This window comes from Mediterraneibacter glycyrrhizinilyticus, from assembly GCF_015560805.1.
GTDB classification, from domain to species: domain Bacteria; phylum Bacillota; class Clostridia; order Lachnospirales; family Lachnospiraceae; genus Schaedlerella; species Schaedlerella glycyrrhizinilytica_A.
In genome coordinates this window covers 105,510-126,732 of record NZ_JADMSO010000009.1, presented here as the reverse complement: position 1 = coordinate 126,732, position 21,223 = coordinate 105,510, and the positions used below count along the sequence as shown (strand labels likewise).

General features: G+C 44.5%; 20 protein-coding genes, 1 rRNA gene, 1 pseudogene and 1 other annotated feature. Of the genes and pseudogenes, 14 read left to right on the top strand and 8 right to left on the bottom strand.

Annotation, left to right across the window (positions count from 1 at the left end; all coding sequences use genetic code 11):
• Positions 1 to 126, top strand: a 23S ribosomal RNA gene (locus I2H87_RS10375); the annotation flags it as partial.
• Between the two features lie 189 nt (positions 127 to 315).
• On the opposite strand, the gene I2H87_RS10370 is transcribed toward I2H87_RS10375, so the two are convergent.
• On the bottom strand, positions 316 to 738 hold the full coding sequence (locus I2H87_RS10370) for a hypothetical protein (RefSeq protein WP_022151047.1): 423 nt from the start codon (positions 736 to 738) through the stop codon (positions 316 to 318).
• 172 nt (positions 739 to 910) lie between these two features.
• Here I2H87_RS10370 and I2H87_RS10365 point away from each other — a divergent pair, with 172 nt between their 5' ends.
• The 9 genes and pseudogenes from I2H87_RS10365 (at position 911) to I2H87_RS10325 (ending at position 11,028) form a co-directional block, all read left to right on the top strand.
• Positions 911 to 1,507, top strand: a complete 597-nt coding sequence (locus tag I2H87_RS10365; RefSeq protein WP_195609879.1) for a DUF3793 family protein — start codon at positions 911 to 913, stop codon at positions 1,505 to 1,507.
• 104 nt (positions 1,508 to 1,611) lie between these two features.
• Positions 1,612 to 2,394, top strand: a complete 783-nt coding sequence (locus I2H87_RS10360) for a ZIP family metal transporter (protein WP_195609877.1) — start codon at positions 1,612 to 1,614, stop codon at positions 2,392 to 2,394.
• 71 nt (positions 2,395 to 2,465) lie between these two features.
• Positions 2,466 to 2,729 (top strand) — a binding site (T-box leader).
• A gap of 52 nt (positions 2,730 to 2,781) precedes the next feature.
• Complete coding sequence (gene leuS / locus I2H87_RS10355) at positions 2,782 to 5,214, top strand: leucine--tRNA ligase (protein ID WP_207746079.1); 2,433 nt, start codon at positions 2,782 to 2,784, stop codon at positions 5,212 to 5,214.
• Between the two features lie 416 nt (positions 5,215 to 5,630).
• On the top strand, positions 5,631 to 5,951 hold the full coding sequence (locus tag I2H87_RS10350; RefSeq protein WP_009266591.1) for a TfoX/Sxy family protein: 321 nt from the start codon (positions 5,631 to 5,633) through the stop codon (positions 5,949 to 5,951).
• Positions 5,952 to 6,077: 126 nt separating this feature from the next.
• A pseudogene (locus I2H87_RS10345) lies at positions 6,078 to 6,347 on the top strand (GNAT family N-acetyltransferase); the annotation flags it as partial.
• A 263-nt stretch (positions 6,348 to 6,610) separates the two neighbouring features.
• Positions 6,611 to 7,021, top strand: coding sequence for a MerR family transcriptional regulator (locus I2H87_RS10340; RefSeq protein WP_009266589.1), 411 nt, complete (start codon positions 6,611 to 6,613; stop codon positions 7,019 to 7,021).
• Complete coding sequence (locus I2H87_RS10335) at positions 6,993 to 7,334, top strand: hypothetical protein (RefSeq protein WP_009266588.1); 342 nt, start codon at positions 6,993 to 6,995, stop codon at positions 7,332 to 7,334. Before I2H87_RS10340 ends, I2H87_RS10335 begins: the two co-directional genes overlap by 29 nt.
• Before the next feature lie 93 nt (positions 7,335 to 7,427).
• Positions 7,428 to 9,971, top strand: a complete 2,544-nt coding sequence (locus I2H87_RS10330) for an FAD-dependent oxidoreductase (RefSeq protein ID WP_195609875.1) — start codon at positions 7,428 to 7,430, stop codon at positions 9,969 to 9,971.
• Positions 9,972 to 9,990: 19 nt separating this feature from the next.
• Positions 9,991 to 11,028 carry an FAD:protein FMN transferase gene (locus I2H87_RS10325; protein WP_009266586.1) on the top strand — a complete coding sequence of 346 codons (1,038 nt, stop codon included), beginning with the start codon at positions 9,991 to 9,993 and terminating at the stop codon, positions 11,026 to 11,028.
• A 50-nt stretch (positions 11,029 to 11,078) separates the two neighbouring features.
• Here the strand turns inward: I2H87_RS10325 and I2H87_RS10320 are convergent, their stop codons facing one another.
• The 4 genes from I2H87_RS10320 to rsxC are packed head-to-tail and all read right to left on the bottom strand — an operon-like array spanning position 11,079 to position 15,245.
• Complete coding sequence (locus I2H87_RS10320) at positions 11,079 to 11,855, bottom strand: hypothetical protein (protein WP_009266585.1); 777 nt, start codon at positions 11,853 to 11,855, stop codon at positions 11,079 to 11,081.
• Positions 11,856 to 11,871: 16 nt separating this feature from the next.
• Positions 11,872 to 12,858 carry an FMN-binding protein gene (locus I2H87_RS10315; RefSeq protein ID WP_009266584.1) on the bottom strand — a complete coding sequence of 329 codons (987 nt, stop codon included), beginning with the start codon at positions 12,856 to 12,858 and terminating at the stop codon, positions 11,872 to 11,874.
• 12 nt (positions 12,859 to 12,870) lie between these two features.
• Positions 12,871 to 13,812, bottom strand: coding sequence for an RnfABCDGE type electron transport complex subunit D (locus I2H87_RS10310; protein ID WP_195609874.1), 942 nt, complete (start codon positions 13,810 to 13,812; stop codon positions 12,871 to 12,873).
• Positions 13,809 to 15,245 (bottom strand): electron transport complex subunit RsxC, encoded by a 1,437-nt coding sequence (gene rsxC / locus I2H87_RS10305; protein ID WP_117550364.1) that lies wholly within the window; start codon positions 15,243 to 15,245, stop codon positions 13,809 to 13,811. The genes I2H87_RS10310 and rsxC overlap by 4 nt, the downstream gene beginning before the upstream one ends.
• 293 nt (positions 15,246 to 15,538) lie before the next feature.
• On the opposite strand from rsxC, the gene I2H87_RS10300 reads away from it, so the two are divergent.
• Both I2H87_RS10300 and I2H87_RS10295 read left to right on the top strand, forming a co-directional pair.
• Entirely contained in the window at positions 15,539 to 16,831 is a 1,293-nt protein-coding gene (locus I2H87_RS10300) for a PLP-dependent aminotransferase family protein (RefSeq protein WP_009266581.1), read from the top strand.
• The gene (locus I2H87_RS10295; protein WP_009266580.1) at positions 16,818 to 17,507 is read left to right on the top strand and encodes a YoaK family protein; all 690 of its coding nucleotides are present in this window, start codon (positions 16,818 to 16,820) and stop codon (positions 17,505 to 17,507) included. Before I2H87_RS10300 ends, I2H87_RS10295 begins: the two co-directional genes overlap by 14 nt.
• Before the next feature lie 178 nt (positions 17,508 to 17,685).
• Here I2H87_RS10295 and I2H87_RS10290 read toward each other — a convergent pair whose 3' ends face one another.
• The 3 genes from I2H87_RS10290 to I2H87_RS10280 form a co-directional block, all read right to left on the bottom strand.
• Complete coding sequence (locus I2H87_RS10290) at positions 17,686 to 17,943, bottom strand: spore coat protein (protein ID WP_009266579.1); 258 nt, start codon at positions 17,941 to 17,943, stop codon at positions 17,686 to 17,688.
• Between the two features lie 14 nt (positions 17,944 to 17,957).
• Positions 17,958 to 18,143: a hypothetical protein gene (locus I2H87_RS10285; RefSeq protein ID WP_009266578.1), complete on the bottom strand. Its 186-nt coding sequence runs from the start codon at positions 18,141 to 18,143 to the stop codon at positions 17,958 to 17,960.
• Between the two features lie 125 nt (positions 18,144 to 18,268).
• Positions 18,269 to 19,006 (bottom strand): gamma-glutamyl-gamma-aminobutyrate hydrolase family protein, encoded by a 738-nt coding sequence (locus I2H87_RS10280; RefSeq protein ID WP_009266577.1) that lies wholly within the window; start codon positions 19,004 to 19,006, stop codon positions 18,269 to 18,271.
• Positions 19,007 to 19,156: 150 nt separating this feature from the next.
• Here I2H87_RS10280 and I2H87_RS10275 point away from each other — a divergent pair, with 150 nt between their 5' ends.
• Both I2H87_RS10275 and I2H87_RS10270 read left to right on the top strand, forming a co-directional pair.
• Positions 19,157 to 20,152, top strand: a complete 996-nt coding sequence (locus I2H87_RS10275) for a dipeptidase (protein ID WP_009266576.1) — start codon at positions 19,157 to 19,159, stop codon at positions 20,150 to 20,152.
• The gene (locus tag I2H87_RS10270; RefSeq protein ID WP_009266575.1) at positions 20,133 to 21,182 is read left to right on the top strand and encodes an alcohol dehydrogenase; all 1,050 of its coding nucleotides are present in this window, start codon (positions 20,133 to 20,135) and stop codon (positions 21,180 to 21,182) included. The genes I2H87_RS10275 and I2H87_RS10270 overlap by 20 nt, the downstream gene beginning before the upstream one ends.
• The last annotated feature ends 41 nt before the right edge of the window (positions 21,183 to 21,223 follow it).

Genomic DNA, 21,223 nt, shown 5'->3' with positions numbered 1-21,223 from the left:
AAGATGAGATATCCCATAACGTCAAGTTAGTAAGACCCCTTGAAGACGACGAGGTAGATAGGGCAGAGGTGGAAGTGTAGTAATGCATGGAGCTGACTGTTACTAATAGGTCGAGGGCATAACCAGACAGGTGATAGGAACAAAGTGGTGTTCATTCTTTGTATGCAGTTTTGAAGGTACATATTTTTTGAATATGGGATGAGAGAGAACAGTATCAGTGATGGTACTGTTTTTGTATTTGAGGTAAATTCATGATAAAAGGAAGCGGAAGATTCGTTTGGAAACTTCCGCTTCTTTAATATAAGGAAAGAATTTTTAATAAAGAACGTGGTAATCAGGATTGTCGATACCAGGAATCTTTTCTTTTTCTGCACTGACGCTGATATAAAACTCAATATTATTATCTTTTGAAATCTTTGCAAGCTGCTGCATGAAGTCCGAAAGATTGTCAAGTGTGATATCAGCCTGTTTCAGTACGCCGTCGATAAAGATCGTATCAATATCATGATTTCCAGCGACCATTCCGTATAAAAATCCGACCAGTTCTTCTAATGTTGTGATGTCCTGGTAATCTGCCATACAAATAGCGCGGATCTTAAAATCAACACTGAGTGTATCACGGTGGCTCTTCTTAATGAGAACAACATTACCCTCTGCTGTTTTCACCTTTTCATTGGCAAGTTCGATCATCTGCTGTGTTTTTCCGCTTCCTTTTGGACCTGTAATTAAATGTACCATGGCAAATCTCTCCTTTATGTAGGTGTATTTTTGAGTAATTACATTGCTCAAATTTCTTACATTTATTATACACTAAAGGCGTGTTGGGAACAACTAAAAAAAGGATAAATTCTGTATAAAAATCAGAAATCAACTAAGAAAAGAGAAATTTGAAAAGGAGAATAAAAAAATAATGACAGCAGAACTTAATCGATATTTTTTTCAGAAAAAAGAGATGGATCAATATCTAAAATTTTTGATCGTTTCTCAATGTGCACCTTTTTTGAAACGAATGCGGGCTACATCACTCCTTACAATACCAGATGGCACAAAAATACAAATGGTTTCATTATTAAGTCAAACAGAAATTATGTGGAGGGAATTGGGGACAGATAAAGGAAAAAGTATATGTATTTTATATAGAGAGCCCGATCTGAAAGAACTTTTAGGACGTCCTGAAAATCACCACATTTTATATATAAATGGTTATACTGACATAAATTCGGAAAACTTGGTGGAAATTCAGTTGAAAGAATTAAAAAAAAGGATGAAACAGTTTATATCAAAAGGAAAATTTCCTCATGAGATAGGAGTTTTTTTAGGATATCCGGCAAGCGATGTCGAGCAGTTTATCGAACAAGATGGTCAGAACTATAAAATGAATGGATATTGGAAAGTATATGATCATGTGATGGATGCCGCAAGGATATTTTCAGCTTATGATCAGGCAAGAATGCTTGCAGTGAATGAATTGTTGTTGGGATATGATCTGAAAATGATCTGCAGATGAAAAAACGAGGAAAATAGATTGACAAAAATAAAAAGAATAGCATAAGATAGGATAACGAGTGAATTTTCGCTTTTTGATGGTAATTAGAGATAGGAGAAATGAGAATGAATTGGAATATTTTACTCGGGATATTGATTCCGTTTGTGGGAACCACACTTGGATCTGCTATGGTATTTTTCATGAGGAGAGAAATGAACGGACGGGTACAGAAAGCTTTGTTGGGATTTGCGTCCGGTGTGATGATCGCGGCATCGGTCTGGTCGCTTTTGATTCCTGCGATCGAGATGTCGGAAGAACAGTCAAATATTGCATGGGTTCCGGCTGCGGTCGGATTTCTGCTGGGAATTGGATTTTTACTTTTATTGGATACGCTGACTCCGCATATACACCTGACGGAAGAAGAACCGGAGGGAATCAAAGCGGATTTAAAAAAAACGACGATGCTTGTCCTTGCGGTAACTTTGCATAATATTCCGGAGGGAATGGCGGTCGGAGTAACATTTGCCGGTGTGATGACAGGAAATACGACGATCACGCTTGCGGCAGCCTTTGTGTTAGCTATTGGGATTGCAATTCAGAATTTCCCGGAAGGTGCGATCATTTCTATGCCGCTTCGAGGAGAGGGAATCTCAAGACGCCGGGCATTTTTGTATGGAACGGCATCAGGAATCGTGGAGCCGATCGCAGCTTTCATCACAATTCTCCTCACCGGACTGGTCGTTCCGATTCTGCCATATCTTCTGGCATTTGCGGCAGGTGCGATGATCTATGTTGTTGTGGAAGAACTGATCCCGGAGTCACAGTCGGGAAAGCATACGAATATCGGTACAATCGGAGTGGCAGTCGGATTTGTGATGATGATGGTACTGGATGTAGCTCTTGGGTAGATACAATTTTTGGGGAAAGAAAATAGTGCTTGACTTATTTTATGGTTCTTCATATAATAAGTAAGAATATTGCAAAAATGTTGAAGAGGAATAGTAGAGACAACGCTGTACTTTCAGAGACTTGTCGGCAGGTGTGAGACAGGAGACAGATGTTTTGAACTGACCTCGGAGTTCTTTTGCCGAACGTAAAGTAAGCAGAAGCGGGACTTCCCGTTATAGAAGGAATGAGTGCATCCGGAATACAGGGGGGACAGCAGAGCAGGTAAGCTGGGGAAGCATTGTATTTGGATGAAAAAGAGTGGTACCACGGAAACAAAAGTCTTTTCGTCTCTTGAAAAACAGAGATGGAAAGGCTTTTTTTAAAACGAAAAGAAAGGATTTGAAAAAATGGCACAGAAAATTGTCTATAATCACAAGGCAGTTGAAAAAAAATGGCGTGAGAACTGGGAAAAGAATCCGGTAAATCCGCAGTTTGATGACAACGGCAACAAGAAACAGAAATACTATTGTCTGGATATGTTCCCATATCCGTCCGGAAACGGACTTCATGTCGGACATTGGAGAGGATATGTGATCTCCGACGTATGGAGTCGTTATAAACTGCAGCAGGGATACTACATTGTACATCCGATGGGATGGGACGCTTTTGGTCTTCCGGCGGAAAACTATGCGATCAAGATGGGCGTACATCCGTCAAAATCAACTGCAGAAAATATTTCCAATATCAAACGTCAGATCAATGAGATCGCAGCACTTTATGACTGGGATATGGAAGTAAATACGACGGATCCGAATTTCTATAAATGGACACAGTGGATCTTCGTGAAGATGTTTAAAGAGGGGCTTGCTTACGAGAAGGAATTTCCGATCAACTGGTGTCCGTCCTGTAAGACAGGTCTGGCAAATGAAGAGGTTGTCAATGGAAAATGTGAGCGGTGCGGTTCTGAAGTGACAAAGAAAAATCTGCGCCAATGGATGCTGAAAATCACGGCATATGCAGACCGTCTGCTAAATGATCTGGACAAGCTGGACTGGCCGGAGAAAGTAAAGAAGATGCAGGCAGACTGGATCGGAAAATCTTACGGTGCGGAAGTAGATTTCCCGGTAGAGGGAAGAGAAGAGACGATTACCGTTTATACAACAAGACCGGATACGCTGTATGGTGCAACATTCATGGTTCTTGCACCGGAGCATAAGATGGCGGCAGCTCTTGCAACAGACGAGACAAGAGAAGCGGTTGAGAAATATATTTACGATGCATCGATGAAATCGAACGTAGACCGGCTTCAGGACAAAGAGAAAACAGGAGTCTTTACCGGAAGCTATGCGATCAATCCGCTAAGCGGAGCAAAGACACCGATCTGGCTGTCTGATTATGTTCTTGCGGATTATGGTACCGGTGCGATCATGTGTGTACCGGCACATGATGAAAGAGACTTTGAATTTGCAACGAAATTTAATATTCCGATCGTACAGGTTATTGCAAAAGACGGTAAAGAAATTGAAAATATGACAGAAGCATACACAGAAGCTTCCGGAACGATGATCAATTCCGGAGAATGGAACGGTATGGAGTCATCCGTATTGAAAAAAGAAGCTCCGAAGATGATTGAAGAGCGTGGTCTCGGAAAAGCAACCGTGAATTTCAAACTTCGTGATTGGGTATTTTCACGTCAGCGTTATTGGGGTGAGCCGATCCCGATCATTCATTGTCCGGAGTGTGGAAATGTACCTGTGCCGGAAGAAGAGCTTCCGCTTACTCTGCCGGATGTAGAGTCTTATGAACCGACCGGAACCGGAGAATCTCCGCTTGCCGGAATCGAGGAATGGGTGAACTGTACTTGTCCGGTCTGCGGAAAACCTGCAAAACGCGAGACAAATACAATGCCGCAGTGGGCAGGATCTTCATGGTATTTCCTGCGCTATGTGGACAGCCATAATGACAAAGAACTGGTGTCAAGAGAAAAAGCAGACGAGATGCTGCCGGTAGATATGTATATCGGCGGAGTGGAACATGCGGTACTGCATCTGCTGTATTCCCGGTTCTACACAAAATTCCTGCATGATATCGGAGTTGTCGATTTTGACGAGCCGTTCCATAAGTTGTTCAATCAGGGAATGATCACAGGAAAGAACGGAATCAAGATGAGTAAGTCTAAAGGAAATGTTGTTTCACCGGATGCGCTTGTCAATGATTACGGATGTGATTCTCTGAGAATGTATGAGCTGTTTGTAGGACCGCCGGAGTTGGATGCAGAGTGGGATGACAGAGGAATTGACGGAGTAAACCGTTTCCTGAAACGTCTCTGGAATCTTTTGATGGACAGTAAGGAAGCAGACGTACAGCCGACAAAAGAGATGATCAAACTGCGCCATAAACTGGTATATGATATTACTACAAGATTAGAGGCATTTAGCCTCAATACGGTAATCTCCGGATTTATGGAGTATAATAACAAGTTTATCGATCTGGCAAAGAAAACAGGCGGAATCGATAAAGAAACATTGGAAACGATCGCTGTACTGTTATCCCCGTTTGCGCCACATTTTGCGGAAGAAATGTGGGAACAGCTCGGACACAGTGAGACAGTCTTTAAAGCGGGATGGCCGACATATGATGAAAGTGCAATGAAAGATGATGAGATTGAGGTTCCGGTGCAGATTAATGGAAAGACAAAAGCAGTCATCAGCATTGCGGCTGATATTTCAAAAGAAGATGCGATCGCAGCGGGAAAAGCGGCAGTTGCGGATAAACTGACCGGTACGATCGTAAAAGAGATTTATGTACCGAAGAAGATCATAAATATCGTAATGAAGTAATTTGAGAGAAAATCTCACAACAGAATATATGCTTACGGAACTGTTAATGTTCCATAAGAAAGTGCTTGAAAATATTGAAAAGTTCGCTTAAAATCAAGGCTTACAGACATTTTTCTTCAAAGAAAAGGTATCGCAGAATACCACAAAATATCATAACAGATTTTTAAAACGGAGTAAATTTGGAGTAAAGATTGAAAGAAAATGGAGTGAATATTTCAAGAAGACATTAGAGGAATGACGCAGATAGTAGAGATATTATCTGCGTTATTTTTTGTGCTTGTAAAGGTGTAAATAATTATAAAGTATGATATTATGAATTAGAAGTTGACCGAGCAAAGCGAGGGAGGCTTCTTGTCCGTAGGGCAAGGAGATGAGGTTGGAAAGAAAACAGAAAAATCGGAAGTTGAGGTGAAAATATGGCATCAAGCAGGGAATACTTAGAATTTATTTTAGGTCAGATATCTGAGTTAGAAGAAATTACTTATCGAGCTATGATGGGAGAATTTATTATTTATTATCGTGGCAAGATTGTAGGCGGTATCTATGATGATAGATTACTTGTTAAGCCAGTAAAATCAGCAATTAGTTATATGCCAACAGCTTCATATGAATTACCCTATGAGGGAGCAAAAGAGATGTTGTTGGTAGATGAAGTTGATAATAAGGAATTTTTGAAAGGTTTGTTTTATGTAATGTATGATGAACTACCAACGCCAAAACCGAAAAAGAAAAAATAAAATAGCAATAGTACAAAAAACTGTTAAATCAGGTATTACACTCGGTAGTGCTTAAACTATGGTCATAAGTTATACAACATGGAAATCAGTTTGGGGGACAATTCTTCATGGCTTGCTAATGGGAATTGTTGTATTGGAACTGGTGGTGTTAGTTTTTTTCAAGTGATGCCGACCTATCATAATCCGAGCGGAAAAAAGGCGTACATAATGAATATGTACACTAATCCAAAGTACAGAAGAAAAGGAATTGCTTATAGAACATTAGATATGTTGATTAAAGATAGTAAGAGTAAAGGCATCTCCGCTATATCATTAGAAGCGACAGATATGGGGCGGTCGTTATATGAAAAATATGGATTTGTAAAAATGAATAATGAAATGGAATTGCCAGAGTGACAACTCCAAGTTTGTAGCAGACAGTTTTTTGACAGGACTGTCTGTTTTTCCTTTTAATCATAATTGACAGTAGTGAGAGTTCCATTGAGTTGATTATGTTTTGCTGCAATTTCCGCTACCGTTTCATTTATATTCCAATATTGAAATAATTGAGAGAAAATGGAGTAAATATTTCGAAGATGTAATAAAAATGTGATAAAATAGAAAAATATCTTGACTCTCCAGTAACGTAACGGTTTACGATGAAAGAGAAAGGAGAACGTATGAAAACAGTGAAAGAAGTATCCGAACTGACAGGAATCAGTATAAGAACATTACGATACTATGATGAAATTGATTTGTTAAAACCTGCGAAAGTAACAGAAGCAGGATACCGCTTGTATGATGAAAGTTCATTAAAAATCTTGCGTCAGATTATGTTTTTTCGGGAAATGGAGGTTCCATTGTCGGAAATAAAAGTAATTATGAAAGATTCCGAAAGTGACAATCGTAAGATTCTTGAAACACAGAAAATGATGTTGGAAATAAAGCGGAATCGTTTGAACGGTATTATCGAATGGATTTCTGATGTGTTGAAAGGAGAGGACAAGGATACTGAATATCAACGGAGCGCACAATCGGAAATTAAAGGAAGCATGCCGGACGTTGAAAGAATATGCGCTTTATACGGATAAGATCCGTAAATATGCCGAGAAAATGAGTCTGGAAGATGCAGTGGAACGGGCGATTTGCGAGTGTATAGAAGAGGGGATCTTAGAGGAGTTTCTGAAAAAACACAGAGCGGAGGCAAAAGCGATGAGTATCTTTGAATATGATCAGGAGAAGCATTTGCGTATGGAACGTGAGGAAGCCTGGGAAGAGGGGCGACGGGAGGGTGAAGAGAACACCAAACGTATCTTTAAATTATCTTTGATGGGAAAGACGTCAAAGGAGATCGCCGAGGTTTGTGGAATCCCCGAGGAGAAAGTAAAGCAGATTTTAGAGTAAGCCAAAAAGTGAAGGCAAAAATACCAAATCTGTACTGGCGGATCAGGCGAAGATTTGATAGAATGGACACAGGATAAAAGAAGGAGGTCTATTATGAAATCAGTGAAGCTACGGGACGGGTTCTATTGGACAGGGATTCAGGATGAAGAACTTCGAGTGTTCGACATCATTATGTACACAGAATTTGGTACGACCTATAATTCTTACGTTATGAAAGCAGGGGATCAGATTGTTCTGTTTGAAACGGCAAAAGCAAAATTTTTTGAAGAATATATCGAGAAATTAAAGGAAGTCATTGACGTGACGAAAATAGATTATCTGGTAGTCAGTCATACGGAGCCGGATCATGCGGGAAGTGTGGAACGTCTGTTGGATTACAGCCCGCAGATGAAAGTTCTGGCAACCGGATGTGCGATTGGATTTCTGAAAGAAATCGTAAACCGGGATTTTGTCAGTATTGCGGTGAAAGATAATCAGGTAATGAAGATCGGGGATAAGACGTTGAAATTTATGTTTGTGCCGAATCTTCATTGGCCGGATACGATGTATACGTTTATAGAGGAAGAGCAGATACTGGTGACCTGTGATTCCTTCGGAGCGCATTATTGTCTTCCGGAGATCGTATCAACCGAGATCACCGCAGAACAGGATTATCAGACGGCATTAAAATATTACTATGACTGTATCATAGGACCATTTAAGCCATTTATGTTAAAAGCGCTGGATCGCGTGGAGAAGATGGATATCAGTATGATCTGTACCGGACATGGGCCGGTGCTTGTCGGCGAGCGGATCAAAGAAGTAATGAGACAATACAGAGAATGGTCTACATTAGTGAATCCGAATCCAAAGAAAACCGTAGTGATGCCGTATGTGAGCGCTTATGGCTACACAAAAATGCTGGCGGAGAAGATTGCAGAGGGTGTGAAAGACAGCGGTGACGTGGATATGCGGCTGTATGATATGGTGAAGGCAGAGCCGGAAAAAGTAAATGAGGAACTTTTATTTGCAGACGGAATTTTGCTCGGAACACCGACGATCGTCGGGGAAGCGTTGAAACCGATCTGGGATCTGACACTCGGAATGTTTCCGGCAACTCATGGTGGAAAATATGCGGCGGCATTTGGCAGTTATGGATGGAGCGGAGAGGGCGTTTTGCACATTACGGAGCGTTTAAAGCAGCTTCGCATGAAAGTGTCAGATGGATTCCGTGTCCGGTTTAAACCGTCGGAAGCGGATTTGGTCAGCGCTTATGAGTACGGGTATCAGTTCGGATGTCTGATACAGGACAAAGAACCGGTCCGTCCAAAGAAAAAAGGGGCGAGAACATTGGTGAAATGCCTTGTCTGCGGAGAAATTTTTGATGACTCGATGGAAATATGTCCGGTCTGTGGTGTAGGAAAAGAGAATTTTATTCCGGTAGAAGAGGAAGAAAGCGGTTATCAGAATAATACGGAAGAATTTTATGTGATCCTTGGAAATGGCGTTGCCGGATTTCAGGCTGCGAAAGCGATCAGGGAACGGGATAAGACCGGCACGGTCATTATGATCTCCAATGAGCCGTATGAATCTTATAATCGTCCGATGCTGACGAAATCGATGGTTGCCGGATTAAGTGCGAAGCAGATAGCGATCGAGCAAAGTGAATGGTATGAGGAACATCAGATTTATCGGATGCTTGGCAGGCAGGTACAGAAGATTGATGTAGAAGCGAAAGAAGTTCTTTTGGACGATGCGAGCCGGATTCACTTTACAAAATTGATCTATGCGCTTGGAAGTGAATGCTTTATTCCTCCGATCAAGGGAAGTGATCAGCCGGAAGTTGTTGCGATCCGACGTTTGGATGATGTAGAGAGAGCAGAGCGGATTTTTAAAGAAGAACGCGTGAAACATGCTGTTGTGATCGGCGGAGGCGTTCTGGGGTTGGAGGCTGCCTGGGAGCTGAAAAAAGCGGGGCTTCATGTAGAAGTTCTGGAAGCGGCTCCGGTTCTGATGGGACGGCAGCTGGATGCCGGATCCGCACAGCTTTTGCAGACCATTGCAGAGAAAAACGGTGTGAAGATCCACACAGGTGTTTCAATCGATGCGATCGAGGGAGACGGATGCGTCAGCGGTGTAAGACTTGCAGACGGAACGCTGTATCCGGCAGAGTTGGTTATTGTATCGGCAGGTGTGAGAGCTAATACCGGACTTGCGCAAGAGATCGGACTGGAAATCGAGCGGGCTGTTGTAGTCAATGAACGGATGGAAACAAATATTCCGGGAATTTATGCATGCGGTGACTGTGCGCAGTATCAAGGGATAAACTATGCAATCTGGCCGGAAGCGATGGAAGAGGGAAAGATTGCCGGAGCCAATGCGGCAGGAGAAGAAAAAGAGTATCAGCCGGTATCGGCAGCGTTGACATTCCATGGAATGAATACGGCTGTGTTTGCAGCGGGAGATAACGGAAAGAATCCGAATCTGCTCTACAAGACGGTAGAATTCCAAGATATGGGAAAAGGGCAGTATTACAAATATTATTTCCTGAATAACCGGCTGTGCGGTGTAATTTTGATCGGCGACCTTTCGCAGATGGTGCGTTTGACGGAAGCGTTAGAGAAACATGCATCATATCAGGACGTGATGGGAAAGTAGAAGGTGATTTGCAAAAAAGGTGTTAGATACGGAGAAAAAACGAAACTTATGGATAGGAATCCTGTTTGTAGTTGTACTGAGCGTATTTATCGTATGCTACGGGAAAATGCAGAAGCCGGAAGAACCGATCACAGCAACAGCGTTTAAGCTGAATACGGTTGTGAAAGTGACGATCTACGATTCACAGGATGAAAAGATTTTACAGGATGCGCTTGCGCTCTGTGATAAGTATGAGAAGATTTTCAGCCGGACGCGCACGGACAGTGAGATTTATCTGCTGAATGAGGGAAAGCTTCCGCAGGAAGACGGGTATTATATTTTATCGGAGGAATGTGCGGAACTGATCGGAAAAGGTTTGTATTACAGTGAATTATCCGGAGGTGCTTTCGATATTACGATCGAGCCGCTGTCTTCGCTGTGGGACTTTACATCGGGAGAAAAACAGATTCCGGATTCGCAGACGCTTGTCGAAGCACAGAAGCATGTAGGCTACGAAAAAGTAGAGTTAAAAGGGAATAAAATCCGGTTTCAGGAAGACGGAATGGGGCTGGAGCTGGGCGCCATTGCAAAAGGATATATTGCGGATAAGATCAAGGAATTCCTTATAAGCGAGGGGGTTGAAAGCGCAGTGATCGATCTGGGCGGTAATGTGTTATGTATCGGAGCACGACCGGATGGAGAAGCATTCCGGGTAGGCATACAAAAACCGTTTGCGGACCGCAATGAAACGGTGGCAACCGCAGGAATCCGGGACCGTTCCGTTGTGTCCTCCGGGATTTATGAGCGGTATTTTGAAAAAGACGGAAAATTATACCACCATATTTTGAATCCGAAGAGCGGCTATCCGTATGAAAACGGGCTTACCGCTGTGACGATCTTATCTGACGAGTCTGTGGACGGAGACGGGCTGAGTACAGTATGTTTTGCACTTGGGCTGGAAAAAGGACTGGAACTGATCAACAGTCTTCCGGATACACAGGCAGTGTTTATTACGGAAGATGGAGAACTTCATTACAGCGAGCATTTTGAGGAAGAAGTACCGCTGAATTATGAATAAAAAATAGGATTTCAAGCATATTCACTGCTTGAAATCCTATTTTTTGCTTTTTAATAGATACTCAATATCATGTAAATAAATCCCGCCGCTATCAGATCAGTCGGAAGTCCTCTGTATGCTTTGCCGGGCTGGGAAAATTTCAGCGTCTGTTTTACAGAAAGAAAGAGCAGGATCGGTACAATGATCGTCCAGGCAATTCCCAGATATTCTGCGAAACCGGTAAAGCTTGAGATCGTGAACGGGCGAATGAAAACAGCGGTCGGTATGACAACCAATAGGCTATTGAAACCACGGCAATTTTTCTTCAAAAAACCGTTCGTAAATGCCAGCACAAGTCCGGCGGTCAAAAATGCAAAAGTACTTTCCAGAAAGATTTTGGACTGGATCGGATTTTGGAATACCGGATTGCCAAAGATCGTTCCGCTTCCCATGAATTCCCGTATGATCGCGAGGAGGATCCAGAATCCCCAAGCGACGGCGCTCTCAAAAAACAGTTCGCCATATTCATTTTCTATATTGCCGGACAGTGCATGCCGGGCACATAAAAGTCCGACGATCAAGCTCATCAGCCATGTGCCGACAGACAGTGAAAGACCAAGATAGGCAAAACCGATCTGACATGCGGAGGCACAGAAAACACCGGAAGCAATCAAGACACAGAGTGTGAGACTCCATGTCGGTACTGCATTTTCCAGAAGATCTTTCAAAAATTCTGCAAAGACTGCAGTCAAGATCACCAGAATTCCGGCTGCAAAAGCTTCTTTCATTCCCGCTGAAAACAGGATGATTCCGAGGGCAAAGGCTTCTGCCGGATAACGTAATTTCATAATAAATCCTCCGTTTTTATTTTACAGTCTGCAAAAATTCGTAAGCACGATTGATTCCGTTGACAACGGCAGTTGATGAGACCGTTGCACCGGAAACAGCGTCGATCGCAGAATCATTGTCTGAAGCAGTGTCAGATCCGTTTTCAGAATCCTCGTTCTGATCGGCAGCTAAGGCACTCAGATCGACATTTCCCGACTGTGCAAGGCAGTCTTCGGTCAGGCTGATGAAACTGCCGACTGCGATGCTGACGCCGGAAACGGCATCGGTTTTTCCCTCCACATTTGTTGTGAGGAAACGGAGAGACTGATTCTCGATCAGGGCGTCTGCAAGTGCTTCTGCCTGTTCTTTCCAGGTAGGTCCGTCTTCGGTCATAACATATTCGCCGTTTTCAGACATCACGCTTTTCTTTGTGCCGTCTTCTGTGATCCCATCCCAATTAACTTCTGTGATCTTTCCGTCTTTTACGGTCAAAGTAACTTCTTCTGTAAATCCGTTGGAATCCGGCTCTCCTTTCGCAGTGAATGTACCGTCAGAAAGTTTTGCCTGATCAAGCGCATCCAAAATAGCAGAGTTATCAGAACTATTTTCAGCGGAAGAATTTCCTGCATCCGTACCCGGAAGCGTGACCGGAGCAGAAATCCCGTTGAACTGCTCTAAAAATGCTTCTTCTGTGATCTTGGATCCCAATCCTTCCGTTTCATTCTGCTCTGTAATTTCCAGTTTTGTGACAGAAGCGGCAGTTTCGTCAAATGAAACGTTCATGACAATATCTCCGCCGTATCCCTTTTCGCGGACGGTAACGACATAGTCGCTCTCGGTTTTTGCTGCTTTGTCGATCTGTTCGGTGCCGCTGACATCCAATTCTTCCGTGATTTCGGCGGTTTCACCTTGTGTACCGGCAGTCATATTTTTTGATAATTGATTGGAACCGATAATGACAGCGAAAGAAAGTGCTGTCACAACCGCCAAAGCGATGATTCCTTTTACAGTTTTATTTTTCATCTCATTCCTCCATTAAGCTTTTTTTGTTCCGTATACATGTTTCTTATATAGAAGCGACAGTGCTCCGGCAAGACAGTTTGCGGTCAGGATTCCGAAGCAAATGCCCTCCGGATATGGGCTGAAAATGCGGATCGCCGCGGTGATGATCCCGGCTGTCACTGCATAGAGTATCCGACCTTTCCGGGAGACAAACACATAGTCTGTCAGCATGTAGCAGCCGCCGATGATCAGACCGCCTCCGAAAAGATTTAACAAAATGTCCCCGGTAAACAGTCCGGTTGGTCCAAATACAAAAGTCAGGAGCAGGACTGTTCCGATATAAGTAAGCGCTGCGCCGGCATTGACGATGCCCATGTAACAAAGATAGGCAAATCCAACGAGAAGCAGAAGTTTACTTGTCTCACCCAGTGCGCCCGGAATTTCACCGAGAAACATCTGGAGATAATTGTAACCGGCTTCCCCACCGTTCTTGACTGTTCCAAGTACAGTTGCCGAAGATACGGCGTCCGCCGGAAGCGTGCGGGGGACGGTGTACTGCATGACAGTGCCCGGCCATACGACCATGGCGAAAAGCCGCCCCATCAATGCAGGGTTGGCAAAGTTGTTGCCGATACCGCCAAACATTTGTTTGACGAATAGGATGCTGAATACCGCAGTGGCAACGATCACCCAGACGGGCGTTTCGATCGGCATATTGAATGCAAGGAGCATTCCGGTAACGACTGCGCTGAAATCGCCGGCAGTGATCTGTTTTCCGGTCAGTTTTTGCCAGAGATATTCTGTGATCACACACACGGCAACGGAAAGAGCTGTCAGATAAAGTGCACGGATCCCGAAAAAGTAAATTGCGCCCAAAAGAGCCGGCACAAGGGAAAGTGCAACGTGGAACATCATGTTCCGGGTTGTCTGCGCGGTGCGAAGATGAGGACCGCCTGGTAAGATTACCTGTTTCATGATGATTTCACCGCCCTTTCACGCATACGTTGTTTGACGAGATCTCTTGCCATGCGGGTGCGTACCGCAAGCTGACGCTTTGCAGGGCAGATATAAGAACAGCAGCCGCAGGCAATACATTCACTTGCATAAAGTTCTTCGCAGAGTTCATGATCTTCATTTAAAAATGCGATTTCAATCTGATATGGAGTCAGCCCGGCAGGGCATACATCCGCACATCCGAGACAGCGGATGCATGGGGACTCTTCATAAGCAGCATCGGGAAGTACAAGGATCCCGGATGTACTTTTTGTAATATGAAATAACTCGTCTTCACCGTTCCAGTTCGATGTAGCGCATGGACCGGTCATAGGTCCTCCCGCAATGATCCGGTTTTCTTTTGCGGTTACACCGCCGCAAAATTGAAGCAGTTCTTTTGCGGAAGTGCCAATGGGAACGAGATAGTTGCCCGGATGCGCGACCAGTCCGGTCACGGTAACGATCCGTTTCGTAAGCGGGAGATTTCCGAGAATCTGATCTGCAGCGGCTTTGGCAGTTCCGACATTGGATACGATCACGCCGGCATCTGCGGGAAGCTGTCCCATCGGGACTTCTCTTTTTAGAACCGCCTGTATCAGCTGACGTTCTCCACCCTGAGGGTATTTTGCAGGGAGGACAGTGAGCTCGATCGTTTCATCGGTCGCGATCAAACCTTTCGCTTTTGCCTCATCCAATATATGGGTTAAATGTTCTGCTGCTTTCGGTTTATTGTCCTCAAGACAGATATACGCTTTCTTTGCTCCGGAACCTTTTAAGAGCAGACGGACGCCGTTGATCAGCGCATAAGCTTCTTCCAGCATCAGGCGGTAATCGCAGGTCAGGAATGGTTCGCATTCCGCACCATTGATCAGCAGAGCATCGATCGGTTTGTCAGTTTCATATTTTTTGTGAGTGGGAAAGCCTGCGCCTCCCATACCGGTCAGTCCGCCGTCGCGAATCCCCGAAAGAATCTCTTCCCGGGAAATGGATCGGATATCGGAAATCTCGGTTTGATAATCAACGCCTTTTCTTTCAGCGCATTCGGCAGCAGTATCGTGCGGAATAGAGGTGTCTGTGTGTGAAACCTGACAGTGATCACTTTCACGTTGTATGATACATGCGGTGATCTTACGTCCCAGTTGTTCCACTTCTTTTACATCCAGAACGGTTCCACTGATACTTGCATGGAGGGGAGCAGCCAGAAATGCTTCCGGTTTCCCGATCAACTGGCCTTCAATGACGGATTCCCCGGGGGTTACGGTAAACTGACAAGTCCCGCCGAAAGTCTGTTCCGACAAAATGGTGACAATGTCAGGGCGGTAGGGCTTCACAGCCTGATCCATAGACAGAGCTTTATCGGAACCGTCTGTTGGATGCACGCCGCCGGGAAAAGCTTGTGTTCCTCTTCTTTGCATGCCTTTTTCTCCTTTTCCTTTTTTCTTAGTTTCTGCATCAAAAACAAATAAAATTCCTAATATATAGATTCTATTTGTTAAAAAGTTGACACACGAAAATATCATATCATATATGAGACAGAACTGACAAGAAGTTTGTGATAAATGAATGGAGATAAAAAGAATATTTCAAAAGGCTTGAGATGGGAATGAAAAAACAAAAAAGAATTACATTTTTTTGCAAGAAATGATTGACGAAATGTCAAAAATCAGATAGAATATCAAGCAGTGAGTAAAAAAACGGAGGAATAGGTATGACGGCGTACAAAGATTTGAGTGGAGAAGAGTTAAAAGTATTAAAATCACAACTGGAAAAAGAGTTTGACGAAGTGAAAGCAAAGAACCTGAAATTAGATATGTCCCGCGGAAAACCGTCTGCGGCACAGCTGAATCTGTCCATGGAAATGATGGATGTTCTGAACAGTTCATCGGATCTGATCGGTGAAGATGGAGTGGACTGCAGAAATTATGGTGTTTTGGACGGAATCACAGAGGCGAAGCAGCTTCTTGCTGACATGATGGAAGTTCCGAAAGACAACATTGTGATTTTCGGTAATTCCAGCTTGAATATTATGTACGATACGATTGCACGTGCGATGACGCATGGAGTTCTCGGAAGCACGCCATGGGCGAAACTGGATAAAGTAAAGTTCCTCTGTCCGGTTCCGGGATATGACAGACATTTTGCGATCACAGAACATTTCGGAATTGAAATGATCAATGTGCCGATGACGGCGACCGGACCGGATATGGATATGGTAGAAAAGCTGGTCGCAGAAGATGAGGCGATCAAAGGAATCTGGTGTGTTCCGAAATATTCCAATCCTCAGGGAATTACCTATTCTGATGAAACAGTACACCGTTTCGCGACACTGAAGCCGGCGGCAAAAGATTTCCGTATTTTCTGGGACAATGCATACGGAATCCACCATCTTTATGAAGATAAACAGGATTATCTGACAGAGATTTTGATGGAATGTAAAAAAGCCGGCAATCCGGATATGGTTTATAAATTTTCATCTACCTCAAAGATCAGTTTTCCGGGTTCCGGAATCGCAGCGATCGCCGCTTCCGATGCGAACCTGAAAGAAATCCGCGAGATGATGAAAGTACAGACGATCGGACATGATAAACTGAACCAGCTCCGTCATGTGAGATATTTTAAAGATATTCACGGAATGGTAGAGCATATGAAGAAACATGCCGATATTATGAGACCGAAATTTGACGCTGTTCTGGAGACATTGGATCGGGAACTCGGCGGATTAGAGATCGGCTCCTGGATCGCACCGCGCGGAGGATATTTCATCTCTTTTGATGCGATGGAGGGATGTGCAAAGGCGATCGTTGCAAAAGCGAAAGAAGCCGGGCTCGTTATGACAGGGGCCGGTGCGACATTCCCATATGGAAAGGATCCGAAAGACAGCAATATCCGGATCGCACCGTCTTATCCGACACCGGAAGAATTGAAAACAGCAGCGGAAATTTTCGTATTGAGTGTGAAGCTTGTAAGTATCGAAAAGCTGCTTGAAAATGCAGACCGTTAATCAAGATGGGCAGGGAGCAAAGCTTCCTGCCCATGAGACATTTCGGGTGGCGGCAGTTCTTGCTTTGGTAGGAGGTTTTTTGGATATCTATACATACTTGCTCCGCGGCGGAGTTTTTGCCAATGCACAGACGGGAAATATAGTTCTGCTTGCGGCAAATCTTGCGGAAACGAATTGGAGCCGGGCGGGGTATTATCTGATCCCGATTCTTGCATTTTCCGCCGGAGTTTTTGTGACAAATTTATTGAAACGCTGTTTTTCGGGAACCGGAGGGATCCGTTTTGAACAGGTTGTGCTTCTGATCGAGGCGGCGCTTCTTCTCGGGATCGGATTGCTGCCATTGTCGGTTCCCGACGCGTTCGTCAATGTGACGATCTCCTTTATTTGCTCGATTCAGGTCAATACATTCCGAAAAGTGAGAAACGTACCGTACGCATCGACAATGTGCACGGGAAATCTGCGCTCAGGTACAGAAAAATTGTATGTATATTTTGCAGAGCGGGAGCGGAAAGCTTTGGAAAGTGCGGCGCATTATTTCGGGATTATCGGGATGTTCATCGGCGGAGCGGTCTTGGGCGCGGCAGCAGCCAAGATCTGGGAAGCAAAAAGTGTCTGGATCTGTTGTCTGCTTCTGGTCGGGACAACTCTGGCGATCAGAGAGCGACGAAAGAAATAAATAAGGAAAAACAGCAAAACAGACCGGATGAGAGGGATTTTCAAAAAGAAGATCCGCGTCCATCCGGTCTGTTTTTCGTATGCGCCATGGGTGCATTCTAACGGGTGCATAGTGACAATAAGTCGGTCGCTCCGGTTTCAAGTTTCAGTCAATATGCAGCATCATCTGTCAAGCGGTTTTAAAAAGTTTTCGGCTGTGTCAGAATGGATCTGACGTGATCGACTTCTTCTTTCGTCGCTTTGGCAGCGGGAACGTAGTAGCTTTTTTCCCGTGCAATCTGGTACAGTTTTTCCTGAGACATCTCACATTGATTTCGGATTTGTTTCAGACACTGCTTTAATTCCTGGTTTTCAGTCTGCGGAATCATATCTCCGAACATTTTCAGTTCACCGTTAACTCCGACAAGGGCGTCGGAAACCATTGTTTTCTCATTCATGTGTATCACCTCGTTTAAGATAAAAATTTCATAAGATCCTGCTTGTTTTTCATAGCAGAATCAGCTGCATCCTGAAATAATTTTTTGACTTCCGGATCTTCTGCCTGAGAGGCATAGTCTGTCATCTTGCAATGTGTTGTGTCATAACCGCCGATCAGGTGGCGCAGGTTCTGCAGATCCAATACAGAAATTTCGGACATAGTAGTGACCTCCTTTGGAAATAATAATGTTGTTACAGCGTTTAGTATTTCCGGGGAAGTTTTTTTTATACATAGCGAAGCCGGCGTCCGTGTACAAGGAAAATACGGTCGATTTATGCAGCGTTTTATGCGGCGGCTCGCAGGATAAAACTGCCGAACAGTTCCCGCATTTCCGGGGAGGTGCGGTACATACTTTCCGGATGCCACTGTACGCCGATGGCAAACGGGTGGGACGGCATTTCGATGGCTTCCACTGTGCCGTCGGATGCGGTTGCACTGACGATCAGCCCATCCCCGATCTGATCCAGAGCCTGATGATGGTAGCTGTTGACATACAAAGTGCTTCCGATATATTGTTTTAGCCGTGTGTCCGGGCGGACCGTGATCTTATGACTGATCTCGTCCCGGGAAAAGGATTGCTGCATATGATCCAGATGTTCTCCCGGACGGAGGGAAAGATCCTGATAAATGCTTCCGCCGCAGGCGACATTGAATACCTGCATGCCCCGGCAGATGGAGAGAAACGGTTTTTCTGTCCGGAGGAGCTGTTTCATAAGGCGGATCTGAAAAAGATCCAGAGTGATGTTGGTTTTCCCATTTCCATTTTTGGGTTCTTGTCCGAAAAGAAGAGGTGTAATATCGTTGCCTCCGCAGAAAAGAAATCCGTCGCATAATTCCAGATATTCTTCGAGGATCCGGTCTGAACGGATCAGTGGCAGGATCAGTGGGATCCCGCCGGAATAACGGACGGATTGGATATAGGCATTGGTGACGAACTGGCGGTTGTCGATAAAACCACAGACAACGATTCCGATTTTGGGTTTGTGTGAAATCCGGCGTCCGGATGATGGCGTTTTGTTCATAAGCACTCCTTTGCGTCAGTGTACAAAGGGAGCGTTTGGATCATTATACACCGACGTGATATTTAAGATTTGAATGTACTTCTTTAGGGTATGTCAAATATTGGAAAAGTATACTATAATAGAAAAAGAATAAAAACGGAGGAGAAAACTATGCAATTGATCGATCTGCATTGTGATACGATATATGAGTTGAAACGACGGGACGATGGGAGCAGTCTTGCGAAAAATTCGCTTTCTATTGATCTGGACGGCATGCGCAGGGCGGGGACGATCCTGCAGATATTTGCCTGTTTTATTTACCGGAAAGAATGGAAAACATGGGAAGACGGGTATGCGGAAGTTTTCCGTCTTCTTGACCGGATGGAGCAGGAAGTTGAGGAAAATAAAGACGAGATCCGGATCGTGCACAATGGAAGTGAAATTGAAAAGAACAGAAAATGCGGAAAGATATCAGCGATGGCATCCTTGGAAGAGGGCGGTGTTTTGGACGGGAAGCCGGAACGTCTGAAAGTATTAAAGCAAAGAGGGATCCGACTGATCACATTGACATGGAACTATGAGAACTGCATCGGTTATCCAAACAGCCGGGAGCGGACAGCGATGGAAATGGGATTGAAACCGTTTGGGAAGATGATTGTAAAAGAGATGAACCGACAGGGAATCCTTATCGATGTTTCCCATTTGTCGGACGGCGGATTTTGGGACTGCATCCGTTTAAGCGAAAAGCCGGTGATCGCTTCTCATTCAAATTGCCGGGCGCTTTGCGGACATCCCCGAAATCTGTCTGATGAGATGCTGCGTGCGCTTGGAGAAACAGGCGGTGTTGCCGGATTGAATTTTTATCCGCATTTTGTGAGAGAGAATGGGAAACGGGTGACGAGAAGAACTTTATGTGAGCATACACTGCATATGATCCGGAAAGGCGGCGAGGATCTTCCCGCGATCGGATCGGATTTTGACGGGTATGAGATCGAAGAGCCAAAGAACGAGGCATATATTTCTCATGTGGGGGAAATGGAACTCTTATGGGAGTGTATGAAGCAATGCGGGATCACAGAGCGGCAGTTGGATAAGATATGGCACGGAAATGCGATGCGTGTGTTAAGCGAGACAGGAGGAGAGATCAATGAAAGCAGTTGTTTATAAGGAAAATGGGAAAATTGAAATGGAAGAGCGTCCGCGCCCGAAGATCCGGGAGGAAACGGACGCGGTCATAAAAGTGACATTGACGACGATCTGCTCCAGCGATCTTCATATCAAACATGGGGCGGTTCCGAGGGCTGTGCCGGGAACGATACTGGGACATGAATTTGTCGGGATCGTGGAGGAAGTCGGAAGCGCGGTATGCAAAGTGAAACCCGGAGACCGTGTGGCTGTAAATGTAGAAACTTTTTGCGGAGAATGCTTTTATTGCAGACAGGGGTTTGTCAATAACTGTACGGATCCAAACGGCGGCTGGGCGCTGGGATGCAGAATAGACGGCGGGCAGGCGGAATATGCAAGGATCCCATATGCAGACAACGGACTGACTAAGATCCCGGATCATGTGACAGATGAACAGGCACTGTTTACAGGGGATATATTGTCAACCGGATATTGGGGAGCAAAGATCGGGGAAATCAGACCTGCGGATACCGTTTTGGTTATCGGGGCAGGACCGACCGGTCTTTGTACGATGATGTGCGCCGGATTGTACAGTCCATCGAAAATTATTGCTCTGGATACAGATGAGAGCCGACTGCAGCTTGCGAAAAATGCAGGACTTGCGGATATTATATGGAATCCGCAGCAGATGACGGAAAAAGAACTGGAAATGCGGATCAAAGAAGAAAGTCATGGAAGAGGAGCGGATACAGTATTTGAAGTGGCGGGAGGCAGAGAGACATTCCAACTGGCATGGAAACTTGCAAGACCGAACGGTATCGTAGCGGTGATCGCGATGTATGAGGAAGATCAGGTCATTCCGCTTCCACAGATGTATGGGAAGAATCTGACGTTAAAAACCGGCGGAGTGGATGGCAGTGACTGTGAACGGATTATGGAACTGATCGCGGACGGAAAAATAGATACAACGTGTCTGATCACACATCGGATTCCATTTGCGGATATATTGAAAGGATATGAAATATTTGAGAATAAAGAAGATGGCGCCATAAAGATCGCCGTGAAACTATAAGAGAATCGGAAGAAAAGTTCGGCAGAAGAATCAGTGTTAAT